This window comes from Cryobacterium sp. Y57 (assembly GCF_002929505.1).
In the GTDB taxonomy this organism is placed as follows: Bacteria; Actinomycetota; Actinomycetes; order Actinomycetales; family Microbacteriaceae; genus Cryobacterium.
This window is the reverse complement of record NZ_PJJL01000036.1, coordinates 1-15,288: the sequence shown is the minus strand read 5'-3', so window position 1 is coordinate 15,288 and position 15,288 is coordinate 1. Positions and strand designations below refer to the sequence as shown.

The following is a 15,288-nucleotide window of genomic DNA, read 5'->3' as shown; positions in this document are numbered from 1 at the left end:
CTACGGTTATCAACAGCCAGCATGGACAGCGTAGAAGAATCCACTAATTCCGCTGTCCGAAATACCCGCGGCAGGTCAGCCATCGACCTCTGTACCCGGATGGTGGTCGGCTGGTCGATGGCCAGTCATATGCGCACCAGCCTGATCGTTGACGCGATGGAGATGGCGCGGGATCATGGTTACCTCGACCCGAACGGTGCCGTATTTCACTCCGACCGTGGCACGCAATATACGTCGGGCCTGTTCCAAAAGTGGTGCGCCGCTTACCAGGTCACGCAGTCGATGGGAGCCGTCGGTCTGTGTTGGGACAACGCGGTGGCGGAAAGTTTCTTCTCGCACATGAAGACCGAAGTATATCACCAGCACGAGTTCGAGAACCACCTCGCCGCGAGGACCGCCGTGATGGAATATATCGAATCTTGATACAACCGGCGGCGCCCTCATTCACATAACGGAGGGCTCCAACCCGCGGTCGCGTTGGCCGCTCACCGCGACGCCCGCTAAACGGCTGCAGCGTAGAAGAAAAATCAATCAGATCGTCTCAATAACTTGACGGGCGCAGTAGACTCGGTCCTCCGTCGGCGACATGCAATCGTCTTACGGCACCTAAATGGACCCCCCCTAACCGATTTCACCCACTGCGTTCAACGGGTAACGGACACCCTCGACGCTGTGCACGACGTAGTACATCGAGTCAATGTGCTCGCGGAATCTGCACTATTGCCAGATACGGGCTACGGTGACAGAATGAGCAATTCGTCTGGTACGAGCGAACCCACTGGCCTTCCGAGCGCACCTTCTGTCAAGTCCACGCCATCGTCTGCCCCCGTTGGCCAGCCTCAGCAGGTGAGGATGGCATTCTGGCTCTACCTCCTTGCAGCCCTCGCGGCGCTCATCGGTGGCGTTGTCCGCGCAGCGACCGCGGGCGCTGACAGATCTGTAATCGAGAGTCAGCTCGCGACATCCGGCGTGACCGTCTCCACCAGCACGATCGACGCCGTGATCACCGCCGTGATCACCGCGGCGATCATCGGCGCGATCATCTGGATTATCGCCTTCGTCATTTTCGCGCTGTTCATGAAGCGAGGCGCCGGATGGGCCCGCATTGTCCTCACGATTCTTGCCGCCCTGTCGCTCACCAGTGTCGCAGGCAGCTTCGGCCTTGGGGCGCTCCAGGCCGTTGCCGCGGTCGTCGCGACCGTGCTCGTGTGGCTGCGGCCGGCAAGAGAATACTTCCAGGCAGTAAAAGCGTCACGGGTCCCGCGCTAGTTTTCTTGGGGTCAGAACTGAGACATTTATCTGTAGTGCGGCTCTTCTGGAGTGACCGTATGCGGCCTGCGGGATGTTCGTGTGGGCGTAGCGGGTCTGGTGAATACCGTCATGTTTTGGGTCTGGTGGCCCATAATTTACCAAGCATCGATGTAAAAATCGGCAGGTGAGCGACGGCGCAGCAATTTATTTCGCAGACGCGACAGCGACGAGACACTCTTAGCACACCCCAGATCGGGAGTGTCTAACTAACGGTATTTCCGGCGTTTTCATTAGTAGGATTCTGCGTTCGGCCAGCGGTCTCGGAAGGTGATGGCGAACGCGTCGAGAGCTGGCTTCCAGCGCATCGTCCACCGCAGTCGGCCGACCCCGGTCGGGTCGAGACTGCGAGTGACCAGATACAAGCATTTCAGAGCTGCTTGCTCGGTGGGGAAATGTCCTCGAGGTCGCACCGCCCGCCGGTATCGGGCGTTGAGCGACTCGATCGCATTGGTGCAGCAGCTCACCTGACGGATCTCCGAGTCGTAGGACAGGAACGGGGTGAACTCTTCCCACGCCGACTCCCACAACCGGATGATCGCACCGTATTTCTTGCCCCAGACCTCGGTCATCTCATCCAGCGCTGCGCGGGCGGCGTCGACGGTCGGCGCGCTGTACATCGGTTTCACCGACCGTTTCACCGCTTCCAGTCCTTCTTCGACGCGAGCTTAAACGTGTTCCGAATCAGATGAATGATGCAGGTCTGCACCGTCGTCAACGGCCACACATTCCCGACAACATCGGGTAGACCTTTCAACCCATCACAGACCAGGAAGAACGTGTCGGTGACGCCACGGTTCTTGATATCGGTCAGGACAGACATCCAGAACTTGGCCCCCTCACCGCCGGTGCCAGCCCCGAGCCCGAGGATGTCCTTGTCGCCGGCCAGGGTCACGCCGATGGCGGCATAGATAGGCCGGTTGGCGACTTGCCCGCCACGGATCTTCACCACGTATCGCATCAATGAAAATCACCGCGTAGACACTCTCTAAGGGGCGGGACTGCCAGGTCTGCATCTCGTCGACCACCTTGTCCGTGATGCGGGAGATGGTCTCCTTCGACACCTGGGCGCCATAGATCTGATTAAAGTGAGCGCTGATCTCCCCGGTCTGAGGCCGCGGGCATACAACGACCGCACAATCTCATCGACCCCGCTCAGGCGGCGATGTCGTTTCGGCACGATCACCGGAGTGAACATCCCGTCCCGGTCACGAGGCACCTGGATCATCACTGGTCGGGTCGTGGGACTGATCACCGTTTTGGTGCGGGTTCCGTTGCGCACGTTCGTGTCGTCGCGTTCGTCCGGGGCACGGTTCTTCTCATGGCCGAGGTGCTCGGTCATGTCCTCGTTCAGCGCGGTCTCGAGGAAGGTTTTGGTGAGCTGACCCACCAGCCCATTCGGGCCATCCAGGGTCAGGCCCGGCTTCTTGGCCAGGCGCACCCATTCTTTCGGCGCCACAGCCTCACGGGTGGGATCAGATTTCGTTTTCTTCGTCACAGCATCAAGTGTCGTCAACACGGCACCTTTCCCGCCAGACCCACGTCCAGCGCGTCAGGCCGGAAACACCGTTTAAGAGACAGTCCCCAGTCCTCGCTATCCGTCACTGTTGTGCTTTCCCAGGTCGATCACCGCTGCCGGGGGGAGGCTGTCCGGTGGCATGTGCGCGACGAGGAGGACTGTTGCCTCGAGCGACCAGGCGGTGATCTCGTCCACCACGACTTGGACAGTTTCGGCGTCCAGTGTGTTGAACGGCTCGTCCAGGACGATCAGAGAGAAGTCACCGGCGGTGCAGAAGAGGTACCAGAGCTTCTTCGCCGAGCCGCTGGACAGCGTGCCCGCGTTCTCGTCGAGCCACGGCGACAGCCCCAGGGCTTCTGCGCGATCCAGCTGACGAGTCGGTGAGGCGCCAGTCGAACGTGCGGAGAGCACGAGGTGATCGCGGACGGTCATGAGGGGGAAGAGGGCGGGCGTTGTCCGGCACACCCGACGCCGCGCCCGCACGACCGGCAGGTACGAGGGCGATCCGTCGACAATTACCTGGCCCGACCACGGGCGCAGGTAACCGCTGACGAGCTCGACCACGGTCGACTTCCCTGAGCCGTTCGGGCCGACCACCATCGTAAGGCCCGGCCCGCTCACTGTAAAGGACAGGTCACGCACGGCCGGGACGTCGTCGACCCACCCGGCTGTCACCTGCACCACGCACAGCGCAGGGGTTCGCGAACTCACTCGGGAGCCAACGGCATGAACGTCAAACGATGTGTGAAGCACCACAAGCCTCCTAGTGCGAGGAACAGGACATAGAGGAAAACTGAGAGCGCCCACCAGCCACCGGCTATGCCGGCGAAGATGGCAGGGGCGACAAGCGCGCCGGCGAGGAGCGCGGGCGCGTAGCTGACGCTGCGGCGGTCACCGTCACCGCGGCTCGCGTGCGCGAGCACGGACTCGCTCAGGTGCTCGGAGAGCACGACGGTCCACGCCATCGCCAGGATCACGACCATCACCTCACCGGTCAGGGTCGCGATCCCGGCGACCACCAGTATCGCGAGCACCGTGGTCTGGACCAGCGAACCGGTCACGTGCGCAAGCCACACCGTGGTCGGTCGTGCGCCGAGCTCCCACAGGGTGCGGTAGTGCCACAGCTTGTCCTCGTGACCGGCGGCTATGACCGGGACGATGCACACCATGCTCACGAGCATCACCGTTCCCAGCGGAGCTGCACGCAGCACGGCCTCGTCTAACGCGAGCGGTCCGAGCCATAGACCGCGGAGAGCCGGTCCATGGGAGAGGACCACCCCGAGGCCGATCGCGACCATCGTGAGCGTGACACGAAGAACCAGCATCACCATCGGGTGCACCGTGAGCGCGCCCGAACCTACGGCGATCGCACCCACGACCGTCGACCGTCCCCGGCGCGGCCACAGGGTGGGACGGTCCGCGAGGAGGGCCGGGGCATCGATGCCCAGGAGCGGCACGTCGGCACCTGAGCGCAGAGCCCTGCGGACCTGCGGCGTGAGCACGCCCACCCCTACCCAACCGAGTCCGATGAGGGCAACGGCGACAGGTACCACCCACGTCGGTCCGAGGGCGAGGCCCGCGACCGCCACGTCACCGCTCCACCGCAGAGCCGTCGCGGCGAAGGTCCCCGCGACCAGCCCAAGCAGGACCAAGTAGCCCTCCCACATCCCGGTGGGTGCTCGCCTCCCGGGACGGCCCGTCGCGTTGCGTAACGCGACGAGGTGGCTCCCCAGGGCCCCCGCCAGGACGATGCCGAACGCCAGGAAAATCGTCACGGCCGGCCAAAGATGACCGCCCGTCGCGAGCCCTGTTCCACCGCCCACGGCGAGTGCGGCACTGACGAGGACCCTCGGCAGGTGCTCGGCACCGCGCTCCACCAGGACCACGTGGCGAAGCGGGAGATCCAGCGCGAGCCACAGACCGCGGACCTGCGCCGCCGAGACCGTGAACCGTACGCGCGAGAACCGTTCGCGCAAAAGCGCGCTCGCTTCGGCGTACGCAAGCGCGACGATGACCAGAAACGTCGTCGACCAGGCCACGGTCCTCACCTCGCCTGCGCCCACCCCAAGCAAAACGGGGGTGGCCGAGGTGACGAGGAACGCGGCAGTCCCCGCGATCGCCGTCACGACCGCGACGATGACGATGTAGAGAGCCACGAAGGTGTGAACGCGCATCCGCATCGAGACCGTGGCGAGGCGTTGCACCGCCCAGAGGCTGAGGACGTCGTCCAGAGCACCCTCTCTCGTGTTCACAGCCGCGAGACCGGCTTGTTCTGGGCCGCGTCAGCCGTCGCGGTCGCTGCCACGCCGGCCATCGCCATGGCGACGACCGCGGCCGTCCACCCGAGCGCCTGTGGTCCCAGGTCGCCAACGTCGCTTCCCATCGCCGCGATGATGCTCAGACCAGCGACCGCAAAGAGCCACGACATCACCCGCACCGAGACCCGGGGAACCACCGCGAGCACGACCAACGCCAGCGCCGCAAGACCGAGGCCCCCCGCATGCAGCGGCGCAAACCGCTCGTCCGCCGTCCCATCGGACGCCCACGCCCAGGCACCACTCGTCGCACTCAGCGCGAGCACGGCGAGGGTCGACGGTCGACGTCCTCGTTCAGCGAGCGTGGTCAAGGACATGGCGAACCCTTCATACAGCTAGGCACACGCCGGTGAGAAGCATCGCCAGTGCCAGTCGAGGGAAGACGCTCCAGCGGGCGTCCCGGACAACGAACGTTCCCACCACAGCCAGACCTGCTCCGAGGATGAGGGACCAGGGTTTGACCCCCGAGGACTGCAGTCCCAGCGCGAGCGACACGAGCTGTACGGCCAAGAGCGTGCCGGTCACGACGAGAAAGGTAAGCGACAGATATCGGCCTCCGACGATGACATGCCCCGCTCGCCGCGTCCGGTGTTCTACCGCCATAGCACCGGCCACGACCAGAAGCTTGAGGGCAATGCTGAGGACGAGGCCGGTCATCGTTCCGATGGCCACTGCGAGATCAGCGTCCGGCAATTCCCCGACGAGTTCTGACATCGGCCCTGTCAACACCTCCTCCTCGACACCCGCGGAGATTGCGGGCAGCCTCGCCACCGTACTGAGCGCGACAGCAAGACCTGCAAGTCCCCAGAGCAATCGGGGCGTAGTCGCACGACGGAGCTCGACGGTCACGGTAGGCGCAGATCCAGTTGCTCGCATGCTGTTCCTCCTATCGTGTCGTGGCGTGCTGGTGCTAGCGGCTAAGGGTGAGCAGTTGCGATCACTGCAGCTTCGACTAAAGCGCCCATCGTGATGAGGAGGACGGCGACCAGGAACAACCGGAGCGTACCGGGGACGCTAGACGTGTATGTGTACCTCTGACGAGGCGCGTAACGGAACCGCTCTGCAACGAAGACAACAGCAGGAAGCAACCCAGCGGTCGCGGCTAGCAGGATCCCAGCGAACTCAATTCCCGCGTACGGGAGAACACGTATGACTACCTCGGCCGCGCCGAGTTCTACCTGGACCGCGTGAAACGACGCCCCTACCCACAGACTAGTCAAACTTATTCCGAACAGGGTGCTCAAGCCAGCGGTCGCTACTCCAGAGAAGGCCAATAGTGCCGCAGCAAGATTTTGGCTGAGTATAGCCTGAAGTACGGGCCAAAATTCCGTGGTCTCAAGCAGTCCACCAGGGCCGCTCGCGTCCGCCTCCGGAGAGAAAGCCTGGTAGCCGACCGCAACGCCCGCCCCAGCGACAATGAGAACAATGGCGAGAGAGATAACAGCATCCGCCCTAGGCACTGGTGCCACAAGCCAAATCAGGGCGGCGATAGGCGATCGGTCGTTAATCTTATGCTGCCCGCGCCGTAGGCTCGGTTCTGCTCTCATCGCTGGACGCCCTCCTTGTGAGCGAGCGGCTCGGCTCGGCCCGTCTCCACGGACCGAGCCGAGCCGTGATCGGTTAGGCGACGAAAGCGATCCGTGTCGCGCCGGCGGTCGCGGCCGCCGCGAACACGCGGTACGCGCCGTACAGGACAGCCGAGACGCCGCCCGAGAACGCCATCAGTGCGATGCTGAGCGCCCATCCTCCGATTTCGAACGCGGCGGCCAAGTTGCCCGCTGCGATAGTAGTGAGGCCGAAGGTCCCTGTCAGCCAGAGGACGGCGAAGGCCCCGAATGCGAGCCCAGTTGCCGCCAAGACCGCACTTATAGCCACGGACGCTCTGGACGAGCGATTGACAGTATTGATCATAATGATTCCCCCCCATATTGATTGTATTGGTTCAAGCGTAATTTATATTCTCGCAGTGTCAAGTAGTCGACGAGACTCACGTATTGTGCTCCCAAACGTGGGCGCGTGCCTCAATAGCAATAGGGAGTGTCCGCGTAATGCGGTGTGATTGCTCGAGTGAGTATGGAGCTATCAATGGCCGCGCGACGTGAGATTACGAAGAAACATGCGCTGGAGTATCAGTGCGCCTTATGGTGAATTGAGACAGAGGTAAGAAGGATTTTTTTCATGACTAATCGTCGTAAATTCAATGCCGAGTTCCGTGCTGAGGCCGCTGAGCTGGTGATTTCACCGGGCCGGCCGGTCGCGCAAGTTGCCCCGAGATCGGTGTGGTCGATGGGACGCTGGGTAACTGGGTGCGCCTCTGAAAAGAGGAACATCCCGAGGCTGGTGCGAGCCGGGGCCCGGCGGAGAATGCTGAGTCGAAAAGGGAGATCGAATTCCTGGAAAAAGTCAGCGCCTTCTTCGCCGCGAAGCAACTAAGCAACGACTATTTCGTGTTTATCTCGATGAAGAAGAGGATTTGGGTCGATTTCATAACGCCATCAAAAGGATTGGGCGCAAGATGGGGGTCCCGTGACTTATGCCTCATCAATGGGATGGGGCCGTGAGCGACAAGATCGCCACGCGTCTTATCCCAGTCCTTTCTGCATTGTCTGTCGCCGCCTTTTTTCTTTTTGCGGCGCTCTGGGTAAACGGGAGTTTTCCTTTCCCCATTGCGCTCAGCATTGCAGTGGTGCTCGGTACAGGCACCTACCTTGCTATGGCTAAGGGATCGTCCCGGAAAGCTTAATCCGACCTGAATAGCCGGCACGGGTTCGCCAAGACCTCAACCATTCCGAGCGTACGCTCCACCGCGAGCGGCTTGACGGCTGTGCTCTGATGCGACGGCTTCAACAATTGGCTAGCTCATTGCTTGAGCGTGACAGATCGGCCTCGTCTGCCCCGCATCGGGAACCCCTTGCGGGACACTCGAGTTTCTAGCTCGTCCGGACGGGTGGCCTCGTTCAACACTCTGAGACGACGGTAGTTGAGCGTGAGTACGGCGTCCTGGACGTGACTACCTACCGTGACGGGGTGCTGGTGTATTCCGCGGAACTGGATCCCGGCGCTGACTTGGTTGGACTCGGGTCGGAGTCGTCTGCCGCTGCTGCAGCCAATAACCCGTCGCAGTGTCTCGTGGCTGTGCTCGGAGTTGACGCGGTTGCTGCCAGCATAATTCTGGTCGTGTGTGGCGGCTCGTGTGTTGTTCCGGTTACGCCTCCCACTGCGGTGATCTGCGCCGCGAGCATCGGTGCATTCGCAGTCGTAGCGGGCGCATCGATCACAGCAGTCATGGGCTGCTGCAAGTAGGGTGGTTGCACGATGAAACGATCTATTCCGCGGTTCCTTGTCTTCCTCGTTGTAATGGTTGCATCGAGTTCCGCTCTGATACTGGTCCTTCCGGCCAGTCTTGGTCCGGACGCCTCGATTCGGGCCTGGATTCCGATCGCGCTTGGTGCACTCTTTGCAGTTAGTGCCTTTATGGCATGGCTGGTTCGACCAAATTGGAAACAACTCTCATCGCAATCGACGGAGTAGGTGGGTCTGAATCCACCGTTTTCAGGAGCGACCGGGCTATGAATGGTGCCCGGAAGCCGAACGGCTACTGAGGCGGATATCGACGCTGGCGCCAGTTGACAAGCTGGTCAGTGTGACGCCTTCTGTTTGCCGGATGCTGGTCGACGCAGAGCGTGGCCGTTTATGCTTGGCAAAGCGGTTCATTCATTCGAGATCCATTGGTGGGATCGAACCGCGACGTAGGCTGTACCCGCTGCAACGAGTGTCATCAGTGCCCAGTTCGCGCCGATTGGGAGGGAGGGTGTGGAGTTGGCGATCAGGGCGCTCAGGGCGTCAACGAACCAGGTGGATGGAAAAGCACGGAAAACTATCGTGATCCATTCGGGCAATGATTCGAGCGGGAATACCGCTCCGGACGTGAATAGGGCGATCATTGGAAAGATGTACGACAGCTGCAGTGCGAGATCTGGATTCGTCATCCGGGCGGCGAGTAAATAGCCGAAGGCGAGCATCATGGCCCCGCCGAGAAGGAGCGTGACAGCGAGTAGTCCTACGTCTCTCATAAGGATGCCGTCCGCACTGGCAATGACAATGATGACGATTCCTTCTAGGGCGAGAATTCCGGCCCGAACAGGAACGTGCCCGAGCAGGAACGCTGTGCGGCACGCAGGAGTGGTCGCCAGCTGAAGCAATACTCCGTTACTGCGGTACGTGACGAGTTGAACGGTTGTCAGGATGAGCGCGACGGCCATGAATCCGGTCACGGCGATGAGCGGCAAACTCTTCCGGAGCAGGCCGGCTGGGCTTCCAGTAGCCGCCGCAATGAGGATGTCGATGCCCCAGAACGGGACGGGAAACGCAGCGAAGCTGACCAGGAGAGCCACCAAAGCGCGTTTGCTCCGAAGAAGTTCGCGTGTGTGCATCCGTGCGAACGGGAGAACTTGAGCGCCCGTCGAGGCTCTAACCTTCATGGCCTGCCGGTGCTCGATTTGGTGCTCGGGCTCGAGTTCGAGATGTCCAGGAAGACGTCTTCGAGCGACCCACGCTGCACTCGATAGTCGTGGGCGCCGAGTCTCGGTGAAAAAGTGATTCTTCGAAGGATCGTGTCGGGGTCTTCCGTCACTACACGGGCATGGGTCTCAGCTCCGATCTGGGTCGTCGTTATGTTGCCAACAAGACCGAACTCAGCGAGGTCTGCGCTGGTCACCGGGCGGGGAACGGTGAAGGTGACAGTCGCGGTGGCAGAGTACTGCCGGATGAGTTCTTCAGGTTCTCCTTCGGCCGCGACTCGTCCGTCAACGATGATGGCAAGCCGGTCGCACATCTGGGTGGCCTCGTCCATGTGGTGGGTCGACAAGAGCACCGTGCCGCCTCGCTGTCGCTGACCTTCGATGATGTCCCACAGTTTGCGGCGGGCGCTCGGGTCGAGTCCGGCGGAGGGTTCGTCCAGCACCAGAATCTCGGGATTCCCGATGAGGGCAATGCCGATAAGTAGGCGTCGTTCTTGACCGCCGGATAAGTGCTTTACCCGCATTTGGTGTGCCTGTTCGAGCCCGACCTCGCGGAGAATGTCGGCAGTCTCACGCGGTGCGGTGTAGAACGAGGCGAACAGTTGGACTGTCTCCCACACGGTCAAGGTGGGGAACAACGCTGCGGCCTGTGGCTGCACGGCCATTCGCTTGGTAATCTCGCGCCGGTCCTTCGCGGGATCGAAGCCGAGAACGGTGACGGTACCTGAGGTGGGACGACGGAGCCCGACGATGGTCTCGAGCGTCGTGGTCTTTCCTGCTCCGTTCGGCCCGAGAAGTCCGAAGACTTCGCCGCGCCGCACTGTCAAATCGATACCTCGAAGGACATTCTGCGTTCCATACACTTTGCATAGTTTGTTGACGACAATCACATCGCTTGTTCGGTCGATCATCGCTTGCCTCCGGTAGGTGGGGCGTCATTTTCGTCGGGGAAGAAGATGGTCTCGATTGGCACAGAGAACAGGGTCGACACTCGGAAGGCGAGCGGCAGTGAGGGGTCGTACCTTCCTGTTTCCAGCGCGTTGACGGTCTGCCGGGAGACGCCCAGAGCTTCCGCGAACTGTACCTGAGTCCATCCGTGCTCGGTGCGGAGCTTGCGAACGTCGTTTCTCATCGACTCGCGCGGAATGAGAGAACACTAATGGCGACGCCCCACACAGACATTCCTCCAATGAACACGCACCACTCGGGGTATTCAACGGTGACGCCGGCGGTGCTCAGGAAAGCGATGGTGAGTGCAATCAACATCGCCGCCGCGAAACCGATCGCGAAGCTCTGCAAGACGAAGATCCGTTGGAACTCGTCCACACGATGAATGTGTCGAGTAACGGCGATGGTGATCCAGAGCACAGGGATGAGTGGCAGGAGCGCAATGAGGATACTTGCTGGCGTTCGCTCTTCGGTGCGAACGACCCCCGGAAGGAAAAGGAACAGCACAACGAATGCGACTACTCCTGCGCCTACCTCCCACATGTACCGTCGAGACCCTTGCAGTTCTTTCGGGGTTCGAGTCTTTGGCTCTGGTGTCACAATTGCGCCTGGACTTTCTCTCGTCGAATCGTTAGTTTTGGGTGTCGCGGTTCGGACTGATCCCACTCGAAGAGTCGGGCAGCCATTCCCGCCGCACATGCTGCGGCCACCGCCATGAGGGCCCAGAGGACCGTGAGCGGAAAAAACGGTTCGGAGCCGGTGAGCGTCGCGCTGGCCGCCGTCGCTAACCACGTCGTCGGCAGACAGTTCATCGCGATCTGGACAACAGCCGGGAGGATTGACGCGGGCAGGAGGCCACCAGAGGCAAAAACCAGCATGATCGTCAGCATCACCATACTTTGCTGCGTCGCTTCAGCATTACGCGACCGGGCTGCGAACAACAAGCCGAAGGACAGAAGCATGGCCGTACCGAGCAGGAACGTGACACCAAGGCCCAGGACATCGAGTCCATCGAGGTAGCGTTGCCAGACCGCAATCGCGACGGTAAGCGTAATCGGGACCACCGCAACGAGAACCCGAGCAGGAAGCTGCGCCAGCAAAAACGTCGAGCGGCGAAGGGGCGCCGTGCCAAACAATCGAAGGAGACCCCGCTCCCTCATTGCCACTAACGGAACAGTGGTGCCAATGAACGCGATACTCGCGATCCCCAGCATCGCGGCGACGCCCAAATTAGCGCGGAGTGGATCGAGCTTCACATCCCCGTCACTATCGACCACTGTGATCGCATCGGCAGCGAAACCGGCATCTCGAAGCCCCATCCAAATCGGATTCCACGCTGGTTGATTCGACGCATCAAGAAGGACATAAGCGCGGCCGTCGTGAACAGTGATCTCCGCGTTCCGGCCTTCCGCACCTACGTCGACGAGCGCGACACCGGCACTGTCCAAAGCGTCCATAACGGGCGCACCTGCAGAAGTGACGACAGCCGAAGGAGTCGGCCCGAGAACGGTGAAGGAAAGCCACATCGACACGTAGATCACCAGAATGGTCGCGAACATGAACAGCATCGAGAACCCCGTCAGCGGGTTCCTCAGCACGTCCTTCCCGCTCATCACAGAGAGACGCGCAAAGGTACCCCACCAAAGAGGCAGGGAAACGCCCCTCTTGCCACACTGCATCACAAGCGACACCCAAACTGACCAAGAGCTGCGGTGACAAGGAGACTTACCATATGGAAAGTATCCTTGACAATCGAGGCGGCGTCAAGTTGCGCTGCCAAAATTCGAGTTGATGCCGCATGAGCATGACTGTCAGACGTTCCGCGCACTTGGGAGCGATCCATCCGTAGACGCACGCGCCCTTACGGAGCGATCAGCGGGCGCTCGAATAAGCAAACTAAACATTGGCACGATGACCCGCCCAGCGGCCCGTAAGCGGAACGTCATTCGGGACGCTCGAATTTCGAGCCTTTCGCTGATGGCCGCCGGACCAAGGCTTATTTTGACGAGTTCATTTCGTGTCGTGCTGTTGAAGGCGCGGCCGAAACCGCGGCCGCTAGCGCGGGGGCGTTTGTAGGACGCGTCGGCGTCTCTTGGCGACCATGACGGTCGTAATGAGAAGGCTGCCTGTAAAGACCAGGCCGGCGTATACGTAGAGCTGGAAAGGTCCGCTGCCGAAGCTGCTGAAGGGGGCGGGCCCGCTGATGATCCAGAGATATCGGTCCGGATCACTGTGAATGAACCAATACAGGATGACTGGACTCACGACAAGCAGGAGTCCCGCCCCGATGAGCGACGGCTCAAACTTGCCCCCAGTCGATCTGGTCATGGCTTGAACTGATCCCCCTGAAGAATGCGGGTAAGTGCGAATGGCTCATCCTTGCACTCGCTCGACTTGTCCATCGAAAAATACGGCAAAGGCCCCGCGATCGTCGTTAGCCGACCGGTTCAACGGCATCCGCCAGCCCTGCGGTGAATGGACTACCTCGGCCCTAAGACGCACGCCCACCAGCCGAGCCGAACTGCGGATTTTGCGCCATTGCCGCGAGAGGAACCCATATCGGAACTGCTTGAGGGCTTCACTGTATCGCTGGTGATCGTCCGTGACGAGGAGTATGTGCTGCCCGATGACGCGAGTGTAGGAGCCTTGGCGGGGGATGGTGACGATTTTGCTCAGCCCGGTTCGCCACGCCGGGATCAGCGCTTGGAGGGACAACCGTTCCGGATCATTGCCCACGGAGACTGGGTGGCGCTGCGTGCGAACCTGGAATCGTGCAAAATTCCACGTCCTTGTTCAACTCGCGGTTACTAAGGAACAGCACGAGTACGACCTGCGCCAGGTGCTGCGAGAGCGTTAGGACATCCGCGAGGCTACACGCGCGATGTTCACACGCCGCAGCACCGGCGACTGAACGGCAATCTCCGCGTCGGCCGCGGAGGTCTGCGATGGGTTAGCCGATGCGGATGAGTTTCTTGTTCACGAACTCACTGGCACCGAAGCGTCCGAGTTCGCGCCCGAAGCCGCTTCTTTTTACCCCGCCGAATGGCAGCTCTGCGCTGTCTGCGCCGACGAGGTTGACGTAGACCATGCCGGCTTCGATGCGGTCGGCGACCCGCAGTGCCTGCTCGGGATCGGTCGTAAACAGGTAGGAGCCGAGCCCGAACGGAGTGGCGTTTGCAAGGGTGACGGCGTCATCTTCTGAGGCTGCTCGGTAGACGGATGCTACGGGGCCGAAGAGCTCCTCGTGGTATGCGTCGTTGTCTGGCGTGATATCGGTGAGCACGGCAGACGGGTAGAAGGCGCCAGAGCGTTTGCCGGTTGCTGCCAGGGTCGCTCCCTGTGCGACGGCGCGCTCTACCTGCTCCTGTAGCTGCTCGGCCGCGCCGAGGGAAGAAAGCGGGCCGTAGTCTGCACCCTCGACGGTCGGGTCGCTGGGAGAGCTCGCCAAGATGGCGGCGGTGAACTTCTCCGTGAACTCATCGTAAAGTTCATCGATCACGATGAATCGCTTAGCCGCGTCGCAAGCCTGCCCGCTATTGCGGCGGAGGCGACCTTCGACGGCGGCAGCCACTGTGGCATCCATGTCGTCGGTGCTGAGCAGGATGAACGGGTCTGACCCACCCAGTTCCAGGACGACTTTCTTCAGGTGGCGACCGGCCACTTCGGCGACGGCCGCGCCGGCGCCCTCCGAACCGGTGAGGGAGACGCCCTGTACCCGCGAGTCGGCGATGATCGCGGCGACCTGCTCGCTGTCCGCGTACACATTGGTATAGGCGCCAGTCGGGAAGCCTGCGTCGTGGAAGATTTGCTCGATCGCGGCGGCTGACTCCGGGCACTGCGACGCATGCTTGAGGATGATCGTGTTGCCGTTCATGAGGTTCGGTGCGGCGAAGCGCGCAACCTGGTAGTACGGGAAGTTCCATGGCATGACCCCAATCAGCACACCGAAAGAGTTGGAGCGCACGAAGGCGGAACCCTCGCCGCTGAGAAGGGTGATTGGTTCGTCCTTCAAAAACTCCTGCGCGTTGTCGGCGTAGTACCGGTAGATGTCGGCGGAGTAGTCGATCTCGCCGAGCGCTTGGTCGACGGGTTTTCCCATCTCGCGCACGATGATGGCCGCCAGCTCATCGCGGCGCTCCTCATGCAAATCGCCAACCCTGCGCAAGAGTGCGGCCTTGTGGGTTGAAGAGTTACGTGACCAGCTTCGGTGTGCCTGATCAGCCGATGCGATGACCTGCTCGAGTTCATCATTCGAAATTTGCGGGTATGTCTTGATGGTTTCGCCTGTGGCGGGATTGATAACGGCGTAGTGGCTCACGGGCCACCTCCTTCTTTCACGGTAGGACTACTGTTCCGGAAATTGTCACGTAATACGAGCCAATCATCTTCGCGGGAATTGTCAAGGCAAATGAGACCAGCGGGAGTTTCGTCGCGGGGTAGTCCATTTATTCTGCTGGGGTGATCAGTGAGCTGGTTTGTGAATTCGTCGAGTATCCGGCGCGAGGTCGTGTGGCGTTCGGTAACAATTTTTTTCACTGCTTTGACGCTGCGCCTGAGGATGCCTGGCCAGCGTGGCGAAGCTACGCTGGTGCCATCATCAAGGAACGGCCATTTCGCCGTGCCGAACTCAGACGCGTGAACCGGCTTCGCCTTCCTCCCCGACGCGGCTTCCCAAATC

At 61.3% G+C, this 15,288-nt stretch carries 18 protein-coding genes and 1 pseudogene; 4 read left to right on the top strand and 15 right to left on the bottom strand.

The window, feature by feature from the left end:
• Positions 1-423 (top strand): DDE-type integrase/transposase/recombinase (locus CXY72_RS00870; protein WP_233197573.1); only part of this gene is annotated, 423 nt, incomplete at its 5' end.
• Between the two features lie 423 nt (positions 424-846).
• Positions 847-1,269, top strand: a complete 423-nt coding sequence (locus tag CXY72_RS00865) for a hypothetical protein (RefSeq protein ID WP_158252416.1) — start codon at positions 847-849, stop codon at positions 1,267-1,269.
• 272 nt (positions 1,270-1,541) lie between these two features.
• On the opposite strand, the pseudogene CXY72_RS00860 reads toward CXY72_RS00865, so the two are convergent.
• The 7 genes and pseudogenes from CXY72_RS00860 to CXY72_RS00830 form a co-directional block, all read right to left on the bottom strand.
• Positions 1,542-2,827 (bottom strand): annotated as a pseudogene (locus tag CXY72_RS00860) (IS256 family transposase).
• Between the two features lie 75 nt (positions 2,828-2,902).
• Positions 2,903-3,538 carry an ATP-binding cassette domain-containing protein gene (locus CXY72_RS00855; RefSeq protein WP_146070992.1) on the bottom strand — a complete coding sequence of 212 codons (636 nt, stop codon included), beginning with the start codon at positions 3,536-3,538 and terminating at the stop codon, positions 2,903-2,905.
• Positions 3,535-5,079, bottom strand: coding sequence for a hypothetical protein (locus CXY72_RS00850; RefSeq protein ID WP_104125844.1), 1,545 nt, complete (start codon positions 5,077-5,079; stop codon positions 3,535-3,537). Before CXY72_RS00850 ends, CXY72_RS00855 begins: the two co-directional genes overlap by 4 nt.
• The gene (locus tag CXY72_RS00845; protein ID WP_104125843.1) at positions 5,076-5,459 is read right to left on the bottom strand and encodes a hypothetical protein; all 384 of its coding nucleotides are present in this window, start codon (positions 5,457-5,459) and stop codon (positions 5,076-5,078) included. Before CXY72_RS00845 ends, CXY72_RS00850 begins: the two co-directional genes overlap by 4 nt.
• Before the next feature lie 10 nt (positions 5,460-5,469).
• A complete protein-coding gene (locus CXY72_RS00840) occupies positions 5,470-6,018 on the bottom strand; it encodes a hypothetical protein (RefSeq protein WP_146070991.1) in 549 nt (182 codons plus the stop codon).
• 41 nt (positions 6,019-6,059) lie between these two features.
• Positions 6,060-6,689 carry a stage II sporulation protein M gene (locus CXY72_RS20470; protein WP_104125841.1) on the bottom strand — a complete coding sequence of 210 codons (630 nt, stop codon included), beginning with the start codon at positions 6,687-6,689 and terminating at the stop codon, positions 6,060-6,062.
• A 73-nt stretch (positions 6,690-6,762) separates the two neighbouring features.
• Entirely contained in the window at positions 6,763-7,017 is a 255-nt protein-coding gene (locus CXY72_RS00830; RefSeq protein ID WP_158252415.1) for a hypothetical protein, read from the bottom strand.
• 682 nt (positions 7,018-7,699) lie between these two features.
• On the opposite strand from CXY72_RS00830, the gene CXY72_RS00825 reads away from it, so the two are divergent.
• On the top strand, positions 7,700-7,885 hold the full coding sequence (locus CXY72_RS00825) for a hypothetical protein (protein ID WP_146070989.1): 186 nt from the start codon (positions 7,700-7,702) through the stop codon (positions 7,883-7,885).
• A gap of 263 nt (positions 7,886-8,148) precedes the next feature.
• Positions 8,149-8,445: a hypothetical protein gene (locus CXY72_RS19085; RefSeq protein ID WP_146070988.1), complete on the top strand. Its 297-nt coding sequence runs from the start codon at positions 8,149-8,151 to the stop codon at positions 8,443-8,445.
• Between the two features lie 407 nt (positions 8,446-8,852).
• On the opposite strand, the gene CXY72_RS00820 is transcribed toward CXY72_RS19085, so the two are convergent.
• From CXY72_RS00820 to CXY72_RS19900, 8 genes are all read right to left on the bottom strand, one after another.
• Positions 8,853-9,575, bottom strand: coding sequence for an ABC transporter permease (locus CXY72_RS00820; protein WP_158252414.1), 723 nt, complete (start codon positions 9,573-9,575; stop codon positions 8,853-8,855).
• Between the two features lie 44 nt (positions 9,576-9,619).
• Positions 9,620-10,573 carry an ABC transporter ATP-binding protein gene (locus CXY72_RS00815; RefSeq protein ID WP_104125837.1) on the bottom strand — a complete coding sequence of 318 codons (954 nt, stop codon included), beginning with the start codon at positions 10,571-10,573 and terminating at the stop codon, positions 9,620-9,622.
• Positions 10,570-10,794 carry a helix-turn-helix transcriptional regulator gene (locus CXY72_RS00810; protein WP_104125836.1) on the bottom strand — a complete coding sequence of 75 codons (225 nt, stop codon included), beginning with the start codon at positions 10,792-10,794 and terminating at the stop codon, positions 10,570-10,572. The genes CXY72_RS00815 and CXY72_RS00810 overlap by 4 nt, the downstream gene beginning before the upstream one ends.
• The gene (locus tag CXY72_RS00805; RefSeq protein WP_104125835.1) at positions 10,791-11,117 is read right to left on the bottom strand and encodes a hypothetical protein; all 327 of its coding nucleotides are present in this window, start codon (positions 11,115-11,117) and stop codon (positions 10,791-10,793) included. The genes CXY72_RS00810 and CXY72_RS00805 overlap by 4 nt, the downstream gene beginning before the upstream one ends.
• Positions 11,118-11,206: 89 nt before the next feature.
• Complete coding sequence (locus CXY72_RS00800; RefSeq protein ID WP_158252413.1) at positions 11,207-12,169, bottom strand: ABC transporter permease; 963 nt, start codon at positions 12,167-12,169, stop codon at positions 11,207-11,209.
• Positions 12,170-12,665: 496 nt separating this feature from the next.
• Positions 12,666-12,938 (bottom strand): hypothetical protein, encoded by a 273-nt coding sequence (locus CXY72_RS00795; RefSeq protein ID WP_104125833.1) that lies wholly within the window; start codon positions 12,936-12,938, stop codon positions 12,666-12,668.
• A 622-nt stretch (positions 12,939-13,560) separates the two neighbouring features.
• Positions 13,561-14,928 carry an NAD-dependent succinate-semialdehyde dehydrogenase gene (locus tag CXY72_RS00785; RefSeq protein ID WP_104125831.1) on the bottom strand — a complete coding sequence of 456 codons (1,368 nt, stop codon included), beginning with the start codon at positions 14,926-14,928 and terminating at the stop codon, positions 13,561-13,563.
• Positions 14,925-15,288: hypothetical protein (locus CXY72_RS19900; RefSeq protein WP_233197572.1), on the bottom strand; the 364-nt coding region annotated here is incomplete at its 5' end. The genes CXY72_RS19900 and CXY72_RS00785, both read right to left, overlap by 4 nt.